Genomic DNA, 19,694 nt, shown 5'->3' with positions numbered 1-19,694 from the left:
AATAATGACCAGGACCTCAAACAGGGAGAACGCATCATGTATCACTACACACTGATCTCCACGCCGGTGGGCGAACTGAAGCTGGTGGCGAGCGATCGCGGGCTAACGGCCATCCTGTGGAAAAATGACGACCCGCAGGGCGCGCGCTTCCTGCCGCAAACCCGCGACGAGGCGCATCCCGTTCTTATCGAAGCTGAGCGGCAGCTGCGCGAGTACTTCGCAGGCGAGCGCCGCCTCTTTGCGCTGCCGCTCGACTTCGTCGGCACCGAATTTCAGAAAAAAGTGTGGAACGCGCTGGTGGCGATCCCCTTCGGCGAAACGCGCAGCTACGGCGAAATCGCCCGGCAGATCGGCCATCCGCAGGCGGTGCGCGCGGTCGGCGCGGCGAACGGCAGAAATCCGCTCTCCATCGTCGCGCCGTGCCATCGCGTCATCGGCGCCAACGGCAAGCTGACCGGCTTTGCCGGCGGGCTGGAGGTTAAGGCCTTTCTGCTGGATCTGGAAATGCCGCGTCAGGCGGCCGTGCTGCCGCTGTTCGCCGACGAGCCCGCGCCGCCGCGCGCCTAAAAAAGAGCACGACACCGCCGCGCGTTTCCGCTATCGTGTTTAGCATATAAAACACGATGGCGGGATGAACGCCTGTTTTCGCCATCTGTAGCGATTTTCGTTCATTTGACAAAACGAGAGCGGTGTAATGAGTGCTTTATTCGAAACAGAACACGCGGCCTGGCCCTTTCCGGCGAAGCCCGCCCGGCTCAGCGACGATGAAAAGGCGTTTTACCGTCACAAAATCAAACAGCTGCTAAAAGCGCGCAACGCGGTTATCGTGGCGCACTACTACACCGATCCGGAAATTCAGGCGCTGGCGGAAGAGACCGGCGGCTGCGTGGCGGACTCGCTCGAAATGGCGCGCTTCGGCAGCAGCCATCCCGCCTCCACGCTGCTGGTGGCGGGGGTGCGTTTTATGGGCGAAACCGCCAAAATCCTCAGCCCGGAAAAAACCGTGCTGATGCCGACGCTGCAGGCGGAATGCTCTCTCGACCTCGGCTGCCCGATCGACGAATTCAGCGCCTTCTGTGACGCTCATCCCGACCGCACCGTGGTGGTCTACGCCAACACCTCGGCGGCGGTCAAGGCGCGCGCCGACTGGGTGGTCACCTCCAGCATCGCGGTCGAGCTGATCGACCACCTCGACAGCCTGGGTGAAAAAATCATCTGGGCGCCGGACCGCCATCTCGGCCGCTACGTCACGCAGAAAACCGGCGCCGACGTGCTCTGCTGGCAGGGCGCCTGCATCGTGCATGATGAATTCAAAACCCAGGCGCTGCTGCGCATGAAGGCGCTCTATCCCGACGCGGCGGTGCTGGTGCATCCGGAGTCGCCGCAGGCGGTGGTGGACCTCGCCGACGCGGTCGGATCCACCAGCCAGCTGATCCAGGCGGCGCAGCGGCTGCCGCATCCGCAGATGATCGTGGCGACCGACCGCGGCATCTTCTACAAAATGCAGCAGGCGGTGCCGGAAAAAACGCTGCTCGAAGCGCCGACCGCCGGCGAAGGCGCCACCTGCCGCAGCTGCGCGCACTGCCCGTGGATGGCGATGAACGGCCTGAAGGCGATCGCCGACGGGCTGGAGCAGGGCGGGGCGCAGCATGAAATAGAGGTTGATGCCGCGCTGCGCGAGGCGGCATTATTGCCGCTCGACCGCATGCTCGCTTTCGCAGCGGAACTCAAACTGAAGGTCAAAGGGAACGCCTGATGGATTTTTTCAGCACCAGCAACATCCTGGTCCATATTCCGCTTGGCGCGGGCGGCTACGATCTCTCGTGGATTGAAGCCATCGGCACGCTGGCGGGGCTGCTCTGCATCTGGCTCGCCAGCCTGGAAAAGGTGATCAACTACCCGTTCGGCCTGATCAACGTCACGCTGTTCGCCGCCATCTTCTTTCAGATCCAGCTCTACGCCAGCCTGCTGCTGCAGCTCTTCTTCTTTGTCGCCAATCTCTACGGCTGGTACGCGTGGAGCCGGCAGAGCGACGATCGCCAGGCGGCGCTGAAAATCCGCTGGCTGCCGCTGCCGAAGGCGCTGGGCTGGGGCGCGGTCTGCGTGGTGGCGATCGCGCTGATGACGCGCTATATCGACCCGGTGTTCGCCTTCCTGACGCAGATCGCCGTGTCGCTGATGAACGCGCTCGGCCTGCAGGTGGCGATGCCAACGCTGCAGCCCGACGCCTTTCCGTTCTGGGACGCCAGCATGATGGTGCTCTCCATCGTGGCAATGATCCTGATGACGCGCAAATATGTCGAGAACTGGCTGCTGTGGGTGGTGATCGACGTCATCAGCGTGATGATCTTTGCGCGCCAGGGCGTCTACGCCATGGCGCTGGAGTATGTCATTCTGACGCTGATCGCCCTCAACGGCTCGCGCCTGTGGATAGCCAGCGCGCGCCAGCACGGCTCGCGCGCGCTGGCGCGTCAGTGATGATGCGCCTGTTCGTCGTGGTGGTGGTGATGATGCGCCGTCGCTGAGCCGTCGCCCAACCCCAGTTCGCAGTCGGGCGTGGCGCACGGCTGATACTCCATCTGCACCGTGGCGTGGCCAATCTGATACTTCTGGTGCAGATAGCGGTGGATACGCTGCAGCAGCGCGTCGTGATCGTAGGGCGGAATCACATGCACATGTAGCGTCACCACCGGCTTTTCGCCCACCTGCCAGACGTGCACATGGTGCACGTTGCGCACCTCAGGAATATTCAGCGTCAGGTCGCGCGACAGCTTCTCGGCGTCGATCACCAACGGCGCCCCTTCAAGCAGCTCATGCAGGCTCTCGCGCAGCAGCGACCAGGCGCTGCGCAGCACCAGCAGCGACACCAGCAGCGACAGAATCGGGTCAATGGGCGTCCAGCCGGTGTAGAGGATAACCAGCGCCGCCACAATCGCGCCCACCGAGCCGAGCAGATCGCCCATTACGTGCAGCGCGGCGGCGCGCACGTTGAGGTTCTTCTCTTCGCTGCCGTGGTGCAGCAGCCAGAACGACAGCATATTGGCCAGCAGGCCCGCCACGGCGATGCCGAGCATCAGCCCACCGGTCACCGGCTGCGGCTGGTAAAAGCGTCGCAGCGCCTCCCAGACGATCAGCGCGGTAATCGCCAGCAGGGCGATGGCGTTGACGAAGGCGGCCAGCGTGGTGAGGCGCAGCAGGCCGAAGGTATGACGTGCGTTGGGTTTGCGCTGGGCAAACTGCACCGCCAGCAGCGCCATCAGCAGCGCGGCGGCGTCGGTGAGCATATGCCCGGCGTCGGCCAGCAGCGCCAGCGAGCCGGAGATCCAGCCGCCGATCGCCTCTGCCAGCATAAAGATCGCCGTGACGGCAAAGGCGGCCGCGAGGCGTTTGCGATTGCCCGCCGGCGCGCTATGAGTGTGGTGATGAGCCATAAGAGTCCAGTTTTATCAGTAACCTGTTGGTGAGTAATAGTAGCAAATCCCATTCATCCGGCGCGTCCTGCTGCGCTTTGGCGCGATCCGCCAGCCGCTGGCTGAGGTCGGCACCCTGCTCCAGACCAATCAGCAGCCAGCTTCCCTTCATGCGGTGCGCCGCTTGCGCCAGCTGCGGCCAGTCGTGCGCCGCACGCGCCGTCGTGATGCGCGCCACGTCGCTGTTCAGCGCGTCGCGCAGGGTCTGGCTGAGGCGCGCGAGGAACTTCTCGCTCTTCTGCGCCAGCTGGCGCAGGTTGTCATCCAGCGCCGCCAGCGGATCCGGGTCGACATGCGCCAGCAGTGCGGCGAGATCGCCGAGCTGCACCGGCTTGATCAGCACGCGCTCGTTTGCCAGCAGCGGCAGGCTGAGCAGCTGTGCGTCGGCAGAGCAGATCACCCGCATCGCCGGTTTACCACGCTGGCGATCGCGGCGGCGCAGCAGGCGCAGCAGCAGCTGGCCGTCAGGGCGCGGCATCATCTGATCGATAAACAGCAGATCGTAGGGCTGCGTCGCGTCGGCGCGCAGCAGGGCGCGCCCGTCGGCGAAGCAGTCCGCCTCGATGGCGAACTGCGCCAGCTGCTGCTGCAGCACCATCAGATTGGCCGGATGATCGTCGACCACGGCGCAGCGCAGCGCGGCGTAGCGGGGCAGGGCGGCGCTCTCCTGCGGCGCGGCCTCGCACTGCTGCAGCGGCAGGCTCACCGTGACCTCAGTGCCTTCGCCGGGCTGCGAGTGCAGCGCGATGCTGCCACCCATGCGCTGCACGATCTCGCGGCAGATAAACAGGCCCAGCCCGCTGCCCTGCACCGACACCTTTTTGCCCGACGGCGCCTGATACCAGGGATCGAACAGCTTCGGCTGCTCGTCGGGCGGAATGCCGCTGCCGCTGTCGCGCACGGCGAAAATGAGCCGATCGGCGGCGGCGGCCAGCGTCAGGCGGATCTCGCCGTGGGCGGTAAATTTGAGCGCGTTGGTCATCAGGTTGTTAATCACCTGCTGCAGGCGATCGGCGTCAATCAGCACGCTCTCCGGCAGCGGCGTCAGCGCGTCGACCCGCAGCGTCGGGCCCTCTGCGCGCATCAGAGGATGATAGAACCGCTGCTGCTGCGCCAGCCACTCGCGCAGCGCCAGCGGACGCGGCGCCAGAGCGAAACTGTTGCTCTCGATGCGCGCGTGATCCTGCAGGTCATTGAGCAGCGTCATCAGCGAGCGGGCGCTGCTGTAGACCAGCGCCAGGTTCGACGAGCGCGCCTTCTCCAGCTCCAGCAGGCCGAGAATTGCCTGCATCGGCGTGCGCAGCTCATGGCTGACGGTGGCGAGAAACTGGCTTTTCATCGCATTGGCGCGCTCCGCCTGCTGACGCTGCAGGCGCTCGCGCCGCTGCTGCCAGTAGCGGCGCGCCAGCAGCACCAGCAGCACGACGATGGCGACGCCCGCCGCGGCGAGCACCAGCCGCGGCAGCGAGCGCATCGCCATCGCATTGCCCGGCTGCGGCGGCGTTAGCCAGCCGTCGCGCATCTGCCGCTGGGTATCAACGGGGATCTGCTGCAGCGCGCGGTTGATCAGCGGGCGCAGCAGCGGCTGGTCGGCGGCGACGCCCAGCGCAATCGGCCAGGCGATATCGCTGGCGGCGAAGGCGAGATGCAGGCGATCGTCGTAGCGCGCGGCGATGCGCCAGCGCGCCGACAGCACGTTATCGGCCAGCGCGTCGATCTGGCCGTTCGCCAGCGCCTCATACAGACTGGCGCGATCGGCAAAGACCTGCGGCGTCACCTCAGTCGGCAGCAGCTGCGTCGCGACGTCGTCGCGCAGAATACCGACGCGTTTGCCCGCCAGGTCATGCCAGCGGCTGATGGCGGCGTCGCGCTGGCTGTAGATGCCCCACAGCGCGCGCCACACCGGCAGCGTGGCGTTCTGCATCGCTTCGCCGTTCAGCGGCTGGGTGAGCCGCAGCATCGCCTGATGCTGCGCCAGCAGCGCGTCAGCCTGCTGTGGGCCGGCGACCCAGCGCGGAGCGAAGCGCATGCCGCTGCTCTGGGCGATGGCGTTAAGCAGATCGACGCTGTAGCCGCGCGCCGCGCCGCTGCTGTCGCGGTAGCTCCACGGGGCGTTGTCGCTCTCCGCCGCGTAGTAGATCACCGGATGGGCATCCAGCCACTGCCGCTCCGTCGCGCTCAGCATCAGGGTTTGCGTATCCTGATAGCGCGGCAGCGGCGCGCCCCAGCGCGACTGCAGATTGGTCACCAGCTCGGCGGGCAGCTGACGCAGGCTCTGGTTGAGCCAGTCGATCAGCGCCGCGTCGCGGGCGAAGGCGCGCAGCGTCAGCTGGCCGACATCCAGATCCGAGGCGATCTGATAGATCTCGCCCTGCTGCAGCTGGCTGAGCAGGAAGCTGGCGCTGATCTCATCCGCCACCACATAGTCGTTCTGCTGATTCAGCAGCGTAGAGAGCGCCTGCAGGTCGTTGCTGTAGGTGCGCCAGCGATGCTTTTGCGCCACCGCCGCGGGCAGCTGCGCCAGCGTCACGTCGCTGATGGCGAGCTGCGCGTTCTGGCTGTTGAACATCACGGCGCGCGCGTTGCGCTGGCTGCGATAGATGCGCAGCGGGCTGCTGAACCAGCTTTCGCTGTGCAGCACGCCCGCCGGCAGCGGGTTGGGCAGCGCGCCCAGCGCGAAATCGATCTGGCTGCTTTGCAGCGCCGCGACAAGCTGCGCGCGATCGGCGAACAGCGTCAGGGTAAAGCGGGCGCCGGTCAGCTGGTGCAGCGCCGCCAGCGCGTCGGCGTCAAGGCCGTAAAGCTCGTCGCCGACGCGCATCGTCCAGGGGGCGTTGCTCTCCTCCAGCAGCCCGACGCGCAGCGTTTTGCCCTGCATCGCATCGGCGCCGTTAACCGGCATCATCATCGGCAGATCAAGGCCGCTAACCGGCCGAATCTCTGCCCAGCCTGGCAGCGCGGTCAGGCAGAGCAGCAGCAGAAGCCAGCGCCTCACGGCTGCGCTTTCCACAGATCGGCCAGTTCCACCACCGAGCGCGCGCCGGTTTTTTCCAGAATATTCTTTTTATGGGTGCTGACGGTTTTATTGCTGATATGCAGCTGTTCGGCAATTTGCAGATTAGAGAGGCCGCTCGCCAGCAGCGCCAGCACCTGCTGCTCTTTGCTGGTGAGCGGCAGGGCCGGCGCGGTCACCTCGGGGGGAAAGGCCTGCTGTCCGCCCAGCACGGCGAGGATAGCGCTCAGCAGCTGCTCCATGCGCTGGCTTTTCACCACATAGCCCGCCGCGCCCAGCGCCTGCGCGCTGCGCAAATAGTGGCTGCTCTGCTGCGCCGAATAGATCAGCACCGGAATGGCGGGAAAGTGGATGTTAAGGCGCCGCAGGATCTCCAGCCCGTCGCCGTCCGGAAGGCCAATATCCAGCACAATAATGTCGGTGGGCTGCGTCAGCAGCTGGCGCGCCTGCTGTTCGCTGGCGGCGGAGCGTAAAAGGATGGGAAAGGGTGCCCGTTCGAGCGCGGCTTCCAGCGCCACTTCAACCAGCGGATGATCGTCTATTAACAACAGCGAGGCCATGAACATTTCCTGACAGAATTCATGGCCTCAGCATAGCGGAAGTTAACGCAGAGAAAAATAATGGAGAGCCGAAGCTCTCCAGAAGATATTACTGCGAGGTGCCGTCAGTTTTGCGGTCGACCTTGCCGCCGCCCTCTTTAGTTTGCACCTTGCTGTTGATATCCGGGCATTTGCCATCTTTACACTGGCTATTCTGGTCCATTTCGTTGGCGGACATATTGCTGCTGCCGGTGCTGCCGCCGTTGGCCGCAGGATTGGTATTGGTATCGGTGTTATTGATTTTGCTGTTGTCGACGTTGTTTGGCGGCAGATTCTGTTTCGCGCCGCCTGCGGCCGCGCCTGCTTCCGCCGCCTGGTTAGCGGTGCCGTTATTGTCGGCCAGTGCCGCGCCGCTGCCTAAAGCCATTGCTGTCGTCAGAAAGATCATTGCAAACTTATTCATCATTATGCTCCTGTAATCAATGATAGCTGCTGTTTTAAACCCGATGCTGCAGTTTGACGCAAAGCGGTTCCGGCGAAATTTAATTTCACCCAAAGGTCGTCCGGAAGGGATAAATAATGTAAGCGAAGCGTTCCTCAGTGCTTACATGTAAAAGCCTAGCTGAGAACCCTATAAATGCAAATTTCACGCATGCATTTAAGCGGCGCCCTGAATTTACACTCCGCACGCAACGGGATAAATTGGTCGGGTTGCGCCCGACGCGCGTTGGGCCAGAAATTAATGGATGAGTTATGAATTACCAGAACGATGATTTACGCATTCGCGAGATTAAAGAGCTGCTGCCTCCCGTTGCGCTGCTGGAAAAATTCCCCGCCACCGATAACGCCGCACGCACCGTCGCGCAGGCGCGCGACTCTGTTCACCAGATTTTGCAGGGCGAAGACGATCGCCTGCTGGTGGTGATTGGCCCCTGTTCGATTCACGATCCGCAGGCGGCGAAAGAGTACGCCGCGCGTCTGCTGACGCTACGCGACGAGCTGAAAGGCGAGCTGGAAGTGGTGATGCGCGTCTATTTTGAAAAGCCGCGCACCACCGTGGGCTGGAAAGGGTTGATCAACGACCCCTATATGGACGGCAGCTTCCAGCTGAACGACGGCCTGCGTCTGGCGCGCCAGCTGCTGCTGGAGATCAACGACAGCGGTCTGCCGGCGGCCGGCGAGTTTCTCGATATGATTACGCCGCAGTATGTGGCGGATCTGATGAGCTGGGGCGCTATCGGCGCGCGCACCACCGAGTCGCAGGTGCATCGCGAGCTGGCGTCGGGGCTCTCCTGTCCGGTCGGCTTTAAGAACGGCACCGACGGCACCATTAAAGTGGCTATCGACGCCATCAACGCCGCCGGTTCGCCGCACTGCTTCCTGTCGGTCACCAAGTATGGTCACTCTGCGATTGTCGAAACCAGCGGCAACGCGGACTGCCATATTATTCTGCGCGGCGGCAAAGAGCCGAACTACAGCGCGCAGCACGTCAGCGCGGTGAAAGCCGGGCTGGAGAAGGCGGGTCTGCCGCCGCAGGTGATGATCGACTTCAGCCACGCCAACAGCAGCAAGCAGTATCAAAAGCAGCTGGAAGTGGCGGACGACGTGGCGGCGCAGATTGCCGGCGGCGAGCGCGGCGTGATTGGCGTGATGATCGAAAGTCATCTGGTGGAAGGCAACCAGAGCCTGGAGAGCGGCGAGCCGCTGGTCTACGGCAAAAGCATCACCGACGCCTGCATCGGCTGGGATGACACCGACAAGGTGTTGCGCCAGCTGGCCGCCGCCGTGAAGCAGCGCCGCGGCTGATTAACAACGGCGGAGATGCTTGAAACGCGAATGGCATAAACCGAAGAGCAAAGCGTCACGCGGCAGGGACAAAAATGCCGGGAGCATTTTTGAACAACGCAGCGCGTTGGCCCGTTTACGGGCGCACCTCAGGGATGAGGTGCGTATCGGCGCGTGCCGAGCTGGCAGGGATGCCGTCTTTTGCGTCTTTGCGATCGGTTTATGCTGTTCGCGTCAGCGCCAAATCCGCAGCCATAAAAAAGGCCAGACAGTGTCTGGCCTTTTAACCTTTCAGCTCACGCTTACTTTGCTTTACCCTGGTTAGCGACGGCAGCGGCTTTCGCTGCGATCTCGTCGGCATCGCCCAGATAGTAGTGTTTGATCGGTTTGAAATTCTCGTCGAACTCATACACCAGCGGCACGCCGGTCGGGATGTTCAGCTCGAGGATCTCATCTTCGCTCATGTTGTCGAGATATTTCACCAGCGCGCGCAGCGAGTTGCCGTGCGCCGCGATGATCACTTTCTCACCGCTCTTGATGCGCGGCAGAATGCTCTCGTTCCAGTATGGGATCACGCGATCGATGGTCAGCGCCAGGCTCTCGGTGGTCGGCAGCTGCTCAGCGCTCAGCTTCGCATAGCGCGGGTCGTGGCCAGGGAAACGCTCGTCGCCGCGATCCAGCTCCGGCGGGGTCACCGCGAAGCCGCGACGCCACTGTTTCACCTGATCGTCGCCATATTTGGCGGCGGTTTCCGCTTTGTCCAGACCCTGCAGCGCACCGTAGTGACGCTCGTTCAGACGCCAGCATTTCTCAACCGGCAGCCAGGCCTGATCCAGCTCATCAAGAACGTTCCACAGGGTGTGAATGGCGCGTTTCAGCACGGAGGTGTAAGCAAAATCAAAGACGAAACCTTCTTTTTTCAGCAGCTGACCGGCTGCTTTGGCTTCGGTGCGACCTTTGTCAGAAAGATCCACGTCATACCATCCGGTAAAGCGGTTTTCCTGGTTCCACTGACTTTCGCCGTGGCGGACCAGAACCAGCTTAGTTACGGCCATAGTTAACTCCTTAACTCTTTGATGTTTCTACGATAATGGAAACCTTGCTGCAACCAACCCGACGCGCGCGCCCGGCGGCACATGGATAGCGCCATACCATAGCGGAAAACGGCGCAGGGTGTAAGCCTGTCGGTGACGCACTGCGCGTTTTTCCGCCGGCGGCTTAGCGCGGGGTGAAGCGGTAGCGCGTCACCGACTCCCAGCGCTCGCCCGGCTGCAGCCAGCATGACGGCTGCGGCCACTCGGGATGATTGGGCGAATCGGGTAAATATTCGCTCTCCAGCGCAATGCCCTGGAAAGCAGTATAGCTTTCCTGTTCCCGCGCGCGCGTTCCCGCCAGATAGTTGCCGCTATAGAACTGCAGCGCGGGCGCGGTGGTGGTCACGGTGAGCTGCAGTTCGCCGTCGGCAGACCAGAGCTGCGCGGCGGGCTGGCTGACGTCGCCGGCGCTGCTGAGCAGAAAGGCGTGATCGTAGCCTTTCACCGCCTGCTGATCGGCGTCGGCGAGGAAATCCTGCGCCACCGTTTTTGCCGCGCGAAAATCGAAGCTGGTGCCCGCCACTGCTTTCAGCGGCGCGTTGGGAATACCCTCGCTGTCGACAGGCAGATACTGTTCGGCCAGCAGTTGTAAGCGATGCTGGCGCGCGTCGCCATGATGCGCGTCAAGGTTAAAGTAGGCGTGGTTAGTCAGGTTGACCGGGCAGGGCCGATCGACCTCCGCCTGATAGCTGATCGACAGACAGTTATCGTCGTCCAGCGTATAGCGCACCTGCGCCAGCAGATTGCCGGGATAGCCCTGGTCGCCGTCCGGCGAGTCGAGGCGGTAGACCACGCTGCTTTCGCTCTGGCTGACAATCTGCCAGCGGCGCTTGTCAAAGCCCTGCGGCCCGCCGTGCAGCTGGTGCTCGCCCTGATTCGCCGCCAGCGCGATCCCCTGCTGCGTCAGCGTCGCTTTATTGATGCGGTTGGCGTAGCGGCCGATAGTGGCGCCGAGATAGGCCTCCTGATGCAGATAGTCGGACGGCGTGGCGCAGCCGAGCAGCGCTTCACGCACGCTGCCGTCGCGCATCGGCACCCGCGCCGAAAGCCAGGTGGCGCCCCAGTCCATAAAGGTCACCACCATGCCGCTGGCGTTGCGCAGCACGGTGATGCGCCACGGCTGACCGTCTGGCGCATGAGAGTTGACGTCGCTTAGCATTGGCCCGCTCCTTCTGAGGCGGTGCAGACGTAAAAGGTCTCTTTAATGCCGGTTTTCGCTTCATACTGCTCTGCCACCGCCGCTTTAACCCGATCGACCAAATCGAACGGCATCAGCGCCACCACGCAGCCGCCGAAGCCGCCGCCGGTCATGCGCACGCCGCCGCGATCGCCAATCTCCGCCTTAACGATCTCTACCAGCGCGTCAATCGGCGGCACGGTGATTTCGAAGTCGTCGCGCATCGAGGCGTGCGATTCCGCCATCAGCTCGCCCATGCGCTTCAGATCGCCCCGGCTCAGCGCGTCGGCCGCCTCTACCGTGCGGGCGTTTTCGGTCAGCACGTGACGCACGCGTTTCGCCACCTGCGGATCCAGCTCATGCTCTACCGCTTTGAACTGGTTGATATCCACGTCGCGCAGCGCCGGCTGAGCAAAAAAGCGCGCGCCGGTTTCGCACTGCTCGCGGCGCGTGTTGTATTCGCTGCCCACCAGATTGCGGCGGAAGTTGGAGTTGATGATCACCACCGCGATCTCTTTCGGCATCGGCACCGGACGGGTGCCGAGGGTGCGGCAGTCGAGCAGCATGGCGTGATCTTTCTTGCCCAGCGCGGAGATCAGCTGGTCCATAATGCCACAGTTGCAGCCGACAAACTGGTTCTCCGCCTCCTGGCCGTTAACCGCGATGGCCGCGCCGTCGAGCTTGAGATGATAGAGCTGCTGGAACACGGTGCCGACCGCCACTTCCAGCGACGCCGAGGAGCTCAGACCCGCGCCCTGCGGCACGTCGCCGGCAATCACCATATCGACGCCACCGAAGCTGGCGTCGCGCTGCTGCAGGTGCTTCACCACGCCGCGCACGTAGTTGGCCCACATCGGCTCTTTTACGCTCAGGATCGGCGCGTCGAGCGAGAAGCTGTCCTGCTGGTTATCGTAATCCACCGCCACGACGCGCACCTGGCGATCGTCGCGCTTCGCGCAGGCGATAACGGTCTGGTAGTCGATGGCGCACGGCAGCACGAAGCCGTCGTTGTAGTCGGTGTGTTCGCCAATCAGGTTAACGCGCCCCGGTGCCTGAATGGCGTGGGTCGGCGCATAGCCGAAGGACTCGGTGAAAATCTGCTGCGTGGTGGTTTTTAACATTATTCTGCCTCGCGGAAGTGAATATCGCTGACGGCGCGCAGGCGTTCCGCCGCCTGTTCCGCCGTCAAGTCGCGTTGGGTTTCGGCCAGCATCTCGTAGCCGACCATAAATTTGCGCACCGTGGCTGAGCGCAGCAGCGGCGGATAGAAGTGGGCGTGCAGCTGCCAGTGATCGTTCTCTTCGCCGTTAAATGGCGCGCCGTGCCAGCCCATCGAGTAGGGGAAAGAGCACTGGAACAGGTTGTCATAGCGGCTGGTTAGCTGCTTAAGCGCCTTCGCCAGGTCTGCGCTCTGCGACGGCGAGAGATCGGTGAGGCGTTTAACCGGCGCTTTCGGCAGCAGCAGCGTCTCAAACGGCCACGCCGCCCACCAGGGCACCACCGCCAGCCAGTGTTCGGTCTCAACCACGGTGCGGCTGCCGTCGGCTAACTCGCGCGCGGCGTAGTCCACCAGCATCGGCGAGCGGTGCGCGGCGTAATAGGCGCGCTGATGATCATCTTCGCGCTGCGCTTCGTTGGGCAGAAAGCTGTTGGCCCACACCTGACCGTGCGGATGGGGATTGGAGCAGCCCATCGCCGCGCCTTTGTTCTCAAACACCTGCACCCAGGGATAGTGCTGGCCGAGATCGGCGGTCTGCGCCTGCCAGGTTTTCACCACCTCTTCCAGCGCCGGCAGCGACATCTCCGGCAAAGTTTTGCTGTGGTCCGGCGAGAAGCAGATCACCCGGCTGGTGCCGCGCGCGCTTTCGCAGCGCATCAGCACGTCGCTGCTCTCTGGCGCTTCCGGCGTGTCGGTCATCAGCGCGGCGAAATCGTTGGTGAAAACGTAGGTGCCGGTGTAGTCAGGGTTCTTGTCGCCGGTGACGCGCGTGTTGCCGGCGCAGAGGAAACAGTCGGGATCGTGCGCCGGCAGTTTCTCCTGCGAAGGGGTTTCCTGCGCGCCTTGCCACGGACGTTTGGCACGGTGGGGCGAAACGAGGATCCACTGATCGATCAGCGGATTGTAACGGCGATGCGGATGATCGACCGGGTTAAATTTTTCCATGTTGAGTCCTGGTTAACGTCAAAAAGCCAGACCGGCAATGTTAAAAAGTAGCACATCAGCGCCCGTTAAAGCGTGATCAAGTCTGGATAAATGGAATCGTTTACACAAGCTGAAAAATCTTATTCAACGCCTTTTTACCGCTAAATATCACCATGAAAAAGCGATGCAATGGTAGCGGTTACATCTGGCGCGCGGTGAGGGAGGAGAGGACGCCGCCAGGCGGCGTCTCAGAGGTTAACGCAGGCCATCCTGCTGATAGCGGTAGCCTTCTGCGGTCGGCACAAAGCTCAACCGATGGGTGATGCACTGCGGGGCATCTTCCGCATGGTGCGACACGAACAGCAGCTGGGTGCGGCCTTCGCCAATCAGGATATCGACGAAGCGACGCACCAGCTGGCGGTTAATGGGATCCAGCCCCTGCAGCGGTTCGTCGAGGATCAGCAGCGCGGGATGTTTCACCAGCGCGCGAGCAATCAGCACCAGCCGCTGCTGGCCCCAGGAGAGGCTATGGAAGGGCGCGTCGGCCAGCGCGTTATCCATGCCGAGCAGCGCCAGCCACTGCCGCGCCAGCGCCTTCTGCCGCTCCGACACCGCCTGATAAAGGCCGATAGAGTCAAAAAAGCCGGAGAGGATCACGGTGCGCACGTTGACGCTGACGCGATAGTCCAGGTGCAGGCTGCTGCTGACGTAGCCGATATGCTGCTTGATGTCCCAGATGGTTTCGCCGCTGCCGCGCCGGATGCCGAACAGCGTGAGATCGTTGCTGTAGCCCTGAGGATGATCGCCGGTCACCAGGCTCAGCAGGGTTGACTTGCCAGCGCCGTTCGGTCCGACGATCTGCCAGTGCTCGCCCGCGTTGACCTGCCAGCTCAGCCCGTCGATGATCGCCTTGTCGTTATAGGAGACCACGCCGTTGCGCAGGCTGACGCGCGGCGTCTCTTCCGCCAGCGGCGGCAGCTGATCGGGAACGTCCGGTTCCGGCAGCGCCATGCCCTCCAGTTGCTCGCTGTGCGCCAGCTGCGCCACCAGCGCCTCCGCCAGAATCGCCTCGCGCGCGCCGACGTGGGTCAGGGTGCACTCGGCCAGCACGCCGACCTGCTGAATAAAAGCGGGGATGTCGTCAAAGCGATTGAGCACCAGCACCAGCGCAAAGCCGGGCTGCTGCAGGCTCGCCAGCGTCTCGGTCAGGCTGGCGCGCGAGGCGACGTCGAGGCCGTCGAAGGGTTCGTCGAGGATCAGCAGATCGGGCTGTTTCATCAGCGCCTGGCAGAGCAGCACCTTGCGCGTCTCGCCGGTAGAGAGGTATTTAAAACGCCGCTCCAGCAGGTAGCCGATGGCGAACCGCTCCGCCAGCGCCTGCGCGCGCGCCTCATCCTTTATCTCATCCTGAATGATCTCCCGCGCGGTGCGGCCGGTATCGGTTTCGCCTTCGCTCAGCAGATCGGTGTTGTTGCGTTCCCATTCGTCGGCGACCAACTTTTGCAGCTGCTCCAGCGACAGGCGCGTCGGACGGGCGAAACGGCTTTCGAACGCCCCGTGTTCCGACGCCAGCTCGCCCGCCAGCGCGCGCGCCAGCGACGATTTGCCGCTGCCGTTGGCGCCGACGAAGGCCCAGCTCTGGCCGCCCGTCAGCCTTAAATCGTTCAGGTGGAGTAAACGGGTGTCGCTAAGGCGAAACGTGCCTTGCGAAATTTGCAATAATGCCATGATTTGTCCCACTTTACGCATCGAGTTACTGAGTTGTAACCAGAGCCGTCAGCGAAGTCAAATCATGGCGTGTCCCTTAGAGCAGCGTGGCGATAATCGCGTGTTCGGCATTGAAGCTGGCCGTTACGCTGTCGCCGGGCTGCAGATTGAGCTGTGCGACCTGCTGATTAAGCAGGGTGGCGCAGAGGGTTTCGCCGCTCGGCAGCGTCATCAGCACTTCGCTCATCTGCTCGCCAGGCTCAATCTGGCCAATCTGCGCGCGCAGCTGGTTATCAGACTGCGACGCTTCGCGGCTCACCTGGATCCACGGCGCCTTAATTAACACCAGCACCTCTTTACCTGGCTCCAGCTGCAGGCGCTCGACGCTGCGCTGCGTCAGCGCGACGTTGATCTGGTTGGCACCGTCGGCCAGCCGCACCTGCAAATGCTGTACTACATGCTGGTCGTCATGGGCCACCACGGTGCCGAACAGCTGGTTGCGCGCGCTGGTCTGCAGCGAGACGCGGGCGATGGTCGCCAGCAGGCTGTCGAGCGGCACCGAGTCGTTTTGCAGCGCGTCGAACGCCTTTTGCTGGATCTGCTCCAGCAGATGAAACAGCTGAATAAGCCGCTCGCCGTAGCGCGTCAGCTGCGCGCCGCCGCCGCCTTTGCCGCCGGTGGCGCGCTCGACCAGCGTTTCATCCGCCAGCTGGTTCATCTCGTTAATGGCGTCCCAGGCGCTTTTGTAGCTGATGCCCGCCAGCTTTGCGCCCTGGCTAATAGAGCCGGTTTCGCGAATGCGCTTCAGTAGCGCCATGCGGCGCGGATCGGCGAACAGCTTTTGCTGCAGCCGGATAGAGAGGGAAAGTTCAGCCTGCATAGCGGTGCTCCAGAACGGGGAAATATAGCGATCATAGCGGTGCCGGGCGTAAAAAGTAAAAGCACGAAAAGGGCAGTGCGTTTTTTTCCTCAGACGTTACAATCACTTTTTTGCTTTGCTGAGTGAGACTTCCATGCTGGAACTGTTAAAAAGCCTTGCTGTGGCGGTGATTATGGTGCCGGTGGTGATGGCGATTATGCTGGGCCTGATTTACGGTCTGGGCGAGGTGTTCAACGTCATCTCGAAATTCGGCCGCCGCGAACACGCTTCACGCTCCACCCGCTGATTTTACGACGCCCGCCTGAGCGGGCGTTTTTATTTGCTTCTGCTCAACCTTCCTCTCTTTCTGCCGATAATTTTGTCACGCTCCCCAGAACCGCGTTGTATCATCGTCTATACAACGTAAACAGGAGAAAAACCATGTCATTACCCTCCACCCGCTGGGGCATCGCCGCCGCGCTGAGCGTCACGCTGGCCGGACAGGCCGTGGCCGCGGAAAAAGTCACCGTCTTCGCCGCCGCGTCGCTGACCAACGCGCTGCAGGAGATAGCGACGCAGTATAAAAAGCACACCGATGTCGAGGTGGTGTCGTCGTTCGCCTCTTCCTCGACGCTGGCGCGCCAGATTGAGCAGGGCGCGCCCGCCGATCTCTTTATCTCTGCGGATCAGCAGTGGATGGACGACGCGGTGGCGAAAAAGAGCATGGATGACGCCACGCGCGTCACGCTGCTCGGCAACGAGCTGGTGCTGGTCGCGCCGCGTAGCGACAGCGCGAAACCGGTGACGCTGAATCAACAAACCGACTGGAAAAGCCTGCTGAAAGGCGAGCGGCTGGCGGTGGGCGATCCCGACCATGTGCCGGCCGGCATCTACGCCCAGGAAGCGCTGCAAAAGCTCGGCGCCTGGGAGACGGTTTCGCCGTCGCTGGCGCGCGCCAATAATGTCCGCGCCGCGCTGGCGCTGGTGGAGCGCAATGAAACCCCGTACGGCATCGTCTACGGCTCAGACGCGGTCGCCAGCGCGAAGGTGCAGGTGGTCGGCACCTTCCCGGCCGACAGCCATAAGCCGGTAGAGTACCCGATGGCGATAGTCAAAGAACATAACCGCGCCGCGGTAAAGGCGTTTTATGACTATCTGAAAGGGCCGGAAGCGGCCGCGGTGTTTAAACAGTACGGATTCTCCCCGAAAGCATGATACTCAGCGATCCCGAATGGCAGGCGGTTCTGCTTAGCCTGAAAGTCTCCAGCATTGCGGTGCTGTTTAGCCTGCCGTTTGGCGTTCTGATGGCCTGGATCCTGGTGCGCTGCCGGTTTCCAGGCAAATCGCTGCTCGACAGCCTGATCCATCTGCCGCTGGTGCTGCCGCCGGTGGTAGTGGGCTATCTGCTGCTGATCGGTCTGGGGCGACGCGGCGTGATTGGCCAGGTTCTTTACGACTGGTTCGGCTTTAGCTTCGCCTTTAGCTGGCGCGGCGCAGCGCTCGCCTCGGCGGTGATCGCCTTTCCGCTGATGGTGCGCGCCATTCGGCTGGCGCTGGAAGCGGTCGATCCGCGGCTGGAGCAGGCGGCGCGCACGCTCGGCGCCGGGCGCTGGCGCGTTTTTTTCACTATCACGCTGCCCCTGACGCTGCCTGGGGTGATCGTCGGCACCGTGCTGGCCTTTGCCCGTTCACTGGGCGAGTTCGGCGCCACCATTACCTTTGTTTCCAACATCCCGGACGAGACGCGCACGCTGCCGCTGGCGATGTTTACCCTGATTGAAACGCCAGGCGCCGAGGGCGCGGCGGCGCGGCTCTGCATTATCGCCATCGCGCTGGCGTTGATCTCGCTGCTGATGTCCGAATGGCTGGCGCGCTGGGGCCGCAAAAGGATGGGTGCCTGATGCTAAAACTCAACTTTTCCCAGCGGCTGGGCGATCACCAGATCGATATCGACGCGCAGATCCCGGCGAAGGGCATTACTGCGGTGTTCGGCGTCTCTGGCGCCGGCAAAACCTCGCTGATCAACGCCATCAGCGGGCTGACGCAGCCGCAGCGCGGCACCATTTCGCTCAACAATCGCCTGCTGCTCAACGTGGAAAAGGGCGTGATGCTGCCGCCGGAAAAACGCCGCGTCGGCTATGTTTTTCAGGACGCGCGGCTATTTCCGCACTATCGGGTGCGCGGCAACCTGCAGTACGGCATGGCGCCCACAATGAAAGCGCAGTTCGACGCGCTGGTGGCGCTGCTCGGGCTGGAAACGCTGCTGAATCGCTTTCCGCTGTCGCTGTCAGGCGGCGAAAAGCAGCGCGTCGCCATTGGTCGCGCGCTGCTGAGCGCGCCCGATATTCTGCTGATGGACGAGCCGCTCGCCTCGCTCGATCTGCCGCGCAAGCGCGAACTGATGCCCTATCTGCAGAAGCTGGCGAAGCAGGTGGAGATCCCGCTGCTCTACGTCACGCACAGCCTGGATGAGATCCTGCAGCTGGCGGAGAACGTGCTGGTGCTCGATCGCGGCGGCGTCAAGGCGTTTGGCCCGCTGGAGAAGGTCTGGAGCAGCAGCGCGATGCGTCCCTGGCTGCCGGTCAACGAGCTGACCAGCGTGCTGCGCGTGCAGGTGCTGGAGCATCATCCCGACTACCCGATGAGCGCGCTGTCGCTGGGCGACCAGCATATCTGGGTGAGCCGGGTAAACTATCCGGTGAAAACCGCGCTGCGCATCCGCATCGCCTCGACCGACGTCTCGCTGGCGCTGCAGCCGCCGCAGCACAGCTCAATACGTAATATCTTGCCGGCGCAGGTGGTGGAACTGCTGGAGGTGGGCGATCAGATCGAGGTGCGTCTGCGCATCGGCGTCAGCGAACTCTGGGCGCGCATTTCGCCCTGGGCGCGGGATGAACTGGGCATTCGGCCGGATCAGTGGCTCTATGCCCAGATTAAAAGCGTGTCGGTGAGCGCCTGACTACAGCAGCAGTTGCTCAATCACCTCGGCGATGCCCGGCTCCAGATTGGTGCCGATCACCCGGCTGGCGCGCGCCTTGATCGCCTCGTCGGCGTTGCCCATCGCCACGCCCAGCCCGACGGCTTCCAGCATGCTGAGATCGTTGTAGTTGTCGCCGAAGGCGATCACATCCTGCATGCTGAGACCGAGCGAGGCGACCCACTCCGCCAGCCGCTTGCCTTTGCTGTTGCCGGACTGCGCGATATCCACCTGATCGTGCCACGACCATTCGCACGCCAGCCCCAGCTCCGCCTCTACCTGCGTGGCGAACCGCTGCAGTTCGTCGGTGTTCTCATGGGAGAGCGCGAACTTCCAGATGGCGTGCGCGTCGCGCGCCGCCTGCGCCAGGTCCGGCACCTGCACAAACCGCGGACGCTGATGCGGCGGCAGCGACTCCGCCCATTTCAGCGTGCGCGTGACGTGGCCGGTCGGGGTCTGATAAAGCATCGCGTCGTCCACGTAGAGCAAACCGTGAATGTGCTGGTCATCCAGCATTTCAATCACGCGCAGCGCCTGAGCCTTGTCCAGCGGATCGGCCGTCAGCACCTTTTTCGCCTGATAATCATACAAATAGGTGCCGTTACAGCAGATTGCGGGTGTATCGAGTTCCAGCGCCTGATAAAAAGGGTGGATGGCGCAGTGGTGACGCCCGGTGACGATAGCCACCTTAACGCCCGCCTGCCGCGCGCGTTTCAGCGCCTCGATCGACTGAGGCAGGATGGTTTTAGCGGGCGTCAGCAGTGTGCCGTCGAGGTCGAGGGCGATTACGCGATAGCTCATGACTTATTCCGTCTGAAGGGATTAACGAGGCATCGAGTCTACACCCGGGCGCGGTCCTGAGACAAAAAGCAGGGCACAAATCATTCCGGCGCACCGTGGCAAAACAGGCTACAGTGAGCCACAGAGATA

General features: G+C 62.8%; 19 protein-coding genes. 8 read left to right on the top strand and 11 right to left on the bottom strand.

The genetic code is table 11. The annotated features are described in order from the left end of the window. Positions 1 to 36 precede the first annotated feature (36 nt). The 3 genes from B2J69_RS02985 (at position 37) to pnuC (ending at position 2,478) form a co-directional block, all read left to right on the top strand. A complete protein-coding gene (locus B2J69_RS02985) occupies positions 37 to 567 on the top strand; it encodes a methylated-DNA--[protein]-cysteine S-methyltransferase (RefSeq protein ID WP_081136248.1) in 531 nt (176 codons plus the stop codon). Between the two features lie 127 nt (positions 568 to 694). After that, complete coding sequence (gene nadA, locus B2J69_RS02980) at positions 695 to 1,756, top strand: quinolinate synthase NadA (RefSeq protein WP_081136246.1); 1,062 nt, start codon at positions 695 to 697, stop codon at positions 1,754 to 1,756. After that, on the top strand, positions 1,756 to 2,478 hold the full coding sequence (gene pnuC, locus B2J69_RS02975; protein WP_081136243.1) for a nicotinamide riboside transporter PnuC: 723 nt from the start codon (positions 1,756 to 1,758) through the stop codon (positions 2,476 to 2,478). Before nadA ends, pnuC begins: the two co-directional genes overlap by 1 nt. Here the strand turns inward: pnuC and zitB are convergent. The 4 genes from zitB to B2J69_RS02955 form a co-directional block, all read right to left on the bottom strand. Further along, the gene (gene zitB / locus B2J69_RS02970; RefSeq protein ID WP_081136241.1) at positions 2,472 to 3,431 is read right to left on the bottom strand and encodes a CDF family zinc transporter ZitB; all 960 of its coding nucleotides are present in this window, start codon (positions 3,429 to 3,431) and stop codon (positions 2,472 to 2,474) included. The genes pnuC and zitB overlap by 7 nt on opposite strands. Beyond that, positions 3,409 to 6,480: a hybrid sensor histidine kinase/response regulator gene (locus B2J69_RS02965; protein ID WP_081136239.1), complete on the bottom strand. Its 3,072-nt coding sequence runs from the start codon at positions 6,478 to 6,480 to the stop codon at positions 3,409 to 3,411. The genes zitB and B2J69_RS02965 overlap by 23 nt, the downstream gene beginning before the upstream one ends. Further along, entirely contained in the window at positions 6,462 to 7,043 is a 582-nt protein-coding gene (locus B2J69_RS02960) for a response regulator transcription factor (protein WP_081136237.1), read from the bottom strand. Before B2J69_RS02960 ends, B2J69_RS02965 begins: the two co-directional genes overlap by 19 nt. An 88-nt stretch (positions 7,044 to 7,131) precedes the next feature. Further along, positions 7,132 to 7,488 (bottom strand): YbgS-like family protein, encoded by a 357-nt coding sequence (locus B2J69_RS02955; RefSeq protein WP_167376550.1) that lies wholly within the window; start codon positions 7,486 to 7,488, stop codon positions 7,132 to 7,134. Positions 7,489 to 7,775: 287 nt separating this feature from the next. Between B2J69_RS02955 and aroG the strand changes: the two genes are divergently transcribed. After that, complete coding sequence (gene aroG, locus B2J69_RS02950; protein WP_081136233.1) at positions 7,776 to 8,828, top strand: 3-deoxy-7-phosphoheptulonate synthase AroG; 1,053 nt, start codon at positions 7,776 to 7,778, stop codon at positions 8,826 to 8,828. A 281-nt stretch (positions 8,829 to 9,109) separates the two neighbouring features. On the opposite strand, the gene gpmA is transcribed toward aroG, so the two are convergent. The 6 genes from gpmA to modE form a co-directional block, all read right to left on the bottom strand. Beyond that, a complete protein-coding gene (gene gpmA / locus B2J69_RS02940; protein ID WP_081136229.1) occupies positions 9,110 to 9,862 on the bottom strand; it encodes a 2,3-diphosphoglycerate-dependent phosphoglycerate mutase in 753 nt (250 codons plus the stop codon). Positions 9,863 to 10,025: 163 nt separating this feature from the next. Further along, on the bottom strand, positions 10,026 to 11,060 hold the full coding sequence (gene galM, locus B2J69_RS02935; protein WP_081136227.1) for a galactose-1-epimerase: 1,035 nt from the start codon (positions 11,058 to 11,060) through the stop codon (positions 10,026 to 10,028). Next, the gene (galK, locus tag B2J69_RS02930; protein WP_081136225.1) at positions 11,054 to 12,202 is read right to left on the bottom strand and encodes a galactokinase; all 1,149 of its coding nucleotides are present in this window, start codon (positions 12,200 to 12,202) and stop codon (positions 11,054 to 11,056) included. The genes galM and galK overlap by 7 nt, the downstream gene beginning before the upstream one ends. After that, positions 12,199 to 13,242, bottom strand: coding sequence for a galactose-1-phosphate uridylyltransferase (gene galT, locus B2J69_RS02925; RefSeq protein ID WP_081136223.1), 1,044 nt, complete (start codon positions 13,240 to 13,242; stop codon positions 12,199 to 12,201). Before galT ends, galK begins: the two co-directional genes overlap by 4 nt. Positions 13,243 to 13,476: 234 nt before the next feature. Beyond that, entirely contained in the window at positions 13,477 to 14,949 is a 1,473-nt protein-coding gene (gene modF / locus B2J69_RS02920; RefSeq protein ID WP_081136221.1) for a molybdate ABC transporter ATP-binding protein ModF, read from the bottom strand. Positions 14,950 to 15,025: 76 nt separating this feature from the next. Further along, positions 15,026 to 15,808: a molybdenum-dependent transcriptional regulator gene (modE, locus tag B2J69_RS02915; protein WP_081136219.1), complete on the bottom strand. Its 783-nt coding sequence runs from the start codon at positions 15,806 to 15,808 to the stop codon at positions 15,026 to 15,028. 133 nt (positions 15,809 to 15,941) lie between these two features. Between modE and B2J69_RS02910 the strand changes: the two genes are divergently transcribed. From B2J69_RS02910 to modC, 4 genes are all read left to right on the top strand, one after another. Next, complete coding sequence (locus B2J69_RS02910) at positions 15,942 to 16,094, top strand: AcrZ family multidrug efflux pump-associated protein (protein ID WP_033751635.1); 153 nt, start codon at positions 15,942 to 15,944, stop codon at positions 16,092 to 16,094. Positions 16,095 to 16,228: 134 nt separating this feature from the next. Further along, positions 16,229 to 17,002, top strand: coding sequence for a molybdate ABC transporter substrate-binding protein (gene modA, locus B2J69_RS02905; RefSeq protein ID WP_081136217.1), 774 nt, complete (start codon positions 16,229 to 16,231; stop codon positions 17,000 to 17,002). Then, complete coding sequence (modB, locus tag B2J69_RS02900; RefSeq protein WP_081136215.1) at positions 16,999 to 17,688, top strand: molybdate ABC transporter permease subunit; 690 nt, start codon at positions 16,999 to 17,001, stop codon at positions 17,686 to 17,688. The genes modA and modB overlap by 4 nt, the downstream gene beginning before the upstream one ends. Then, a complete protein-coding gene (gene modC / locus B2J69_RS02895; protein WP_081136213.1) occupies positions 17,688 to 18,746 on the top strand; it encodes a molybdenum ABC transporter ATP-binding protein ModC in 1,059 nt (352 codons plus the stop codon). Before modB ends, modC begins: the two co-directional genes overlap by 1 nt. Here the strand turns inward: modC and B2J69_RS02890 are convergent, their stop codons facing one another. Further along, positions 18,747 to 19,565 (bottom strand): pyridoxal phosphatase, encoded by an 819-nt coding sequence (locus B2J69_RS02890; protein ID WP_081136211.1) that lies wholly within the window; start codon positions 19,563 to 19,565, stop codon positions 18,747 to 18,749. Positions 19,566 to 19,694 lie beyond the last annotated feature (129 nt).

The organism is Pantoea latae (genome assembly GCF_002077695.1).
Taxonomy (GTDB): Bacteria; Pseudomonadota; Gammaproteobacteria; order Enterobacterales; family Enterobacteriaceae; genus Pantoea; species Pantoea latae.
The sequence above is the reverse complement of the archived record's forward strand: the minus strand, read 5'-3'. Positions and strand labels throughout refer to the sequence as shown.